This window comes from Rhizobium sp. P1_E1 (assembly GCF_056406015.1).
On record NZ_JBFUAY010000484.1, the window covers coordinates 1 to 1,513 of the forward strand.

The 1,513-nt window shown below is 55.4% G+C and carries 2 protein-coding genes; one reads left to right on the forward strand and one right to left on the reverse strand.

Annotated features, from left to right (window positions below; translation table 11 throughout):
- Window positions 1-33: 33 nt before the first annotated feature.
- Complete coding sequence (locus AC1D1Z_RS37320; RefSeq protein WP_477853844.1) at window positions 34-807, reverse strand: hypothetical protein; 774 nt, start codon at window positions 805-807, stop codon at window positions 34-36.
- A 535-nt stretch (window positions 808-1,342) separates the two neighbouring features.
- Between AC1D1Z_RS37320 and AC1D1Z_RS37325 the strand changes: the two genes are divergently transcribed.
- Window positions 1,343-1,513 (forward strand): transposase (locus AC1D1Z_RS37325; RefSeq protein ID WP_477852304.1); only part of this gene is annotated, 171 nt, incomplete at its 3' end.

Here is a 1,513-nt window from a genome sequence, read left to right on the forward strand (position 1 = left end):
GAGTCGTTCGGCTGACTGCCGCAGRCTCACGTCTTAGACGGGAAAGGGGATCAAATCGAGAGGACCGTAACCTCGCAACCATAGCCGTTTGAAACTCAGTCGGTTCAGGTCGACTGCCAGCTCGGAGGTGARAGGCTCGGCATAAGTTGAAGCGTCGAATCCTTTGAAGCCTATTCCAGCCGTTTTCACGGCCTTAAAAACCTTGCAGACCGCGGACACGAAAATAGGCATCAGGTCGAGGTAAACTTGGTCAGCAGGATAGCGCTCTTGCGATGCTCGGTCTCGAATCGTCTGCAGGCTCAATCCAGCGCTGATCAGTTCGAAGCGCTTCTCTGCTTTACTTCCACTAAGGAAGCTGTCGAGATACTGCGAGGCGACCAAAGGATTCAGGCGTGCATCTAAGTCGTCCAACCGCACATGGTGCGACATTTGGATCTCCCCTCCGTGAGTGGTGGGGTGCCTCGCGAGGAGGAAAGAAGCCCCGGCCCAACGTTCGACGCCGTCTTCTATGTGCAACCGATGATTAAGGGTGCAAAATAGTGGGTGGTTACGATGATGAATTCCATTCCTGACAGCGATCAGCAGCGAGGTGTCGGCATGATCGAAGTATGGGAAGATGTCCCTCGATACGTCATATAAAGTGTGGAATGCCTCCAGCTTCATTTCGAATGTGCGGTCGACATTATCAATCGCTTCCTCGCGATCGACTTTGAAGGTCGCAGCGAAATCCATATGCTGTTCACCGAATATACGCATGGCATTTGCGAGGTTGCGGACTGCTCCCTCGATGACTCTGTGATCGCTCAAAATTCCCCCCTCATTGGTCGGCAAAGTCGACCCTCGGCATGTAAGTCTCGGTCAGCACGAACTCTGCGAGTCTTAGTCATGCGAGTTCTTGAGATACCTTAATGCAATAGTGGTCAGCGCAAATCCAGACGAAGCCACGAGCCTTATCTCGTATTCTGCGGCGTCACTCCTCGTCGTCTCCCCATGGTTCGACGTACGTCGGCGGATAGCCCCGCCCCATGACTACGAAGTCCGGATCACCTTCCGTATGAACGCGGAGAACGCTGGCAGCCGGGAGCGGTGACTCGATAGAGATGTCGGCCCCAAAGCCTCCTGGAAGTCGTGGTTCGTGACCTTTGACCGCTATGATCTGCTCGGCTAGCCGAGATGCCACCCATCCGGTGAGAGCGACTGGAATTGCCACTTCGATCACCCGCGGCTTGCCCAAGACGCGCAGATTTTCCAGAATGGCTTCGCCGTAAGCCCACGGTGAAAGCCGTCTTGCGATGACGGGCTACTGACTGGCAGTCCTAGTGGTAACGCTAGGAGTAGTCATATGACGAAGCATCCAATTGAGGTGATCACGTCCGTAGAGCGCCGTCGGCGCTGGTCACGCGAGGACAAAGAGCGCCTCGTCGCTGCCTGCTTTGAGCCGGACGCGGTTATCTCTGAGATTGCTCGCGCGGCCGGTATCCATGTCAGCCAGTTGTTCCGTTGGCGCAAGGAG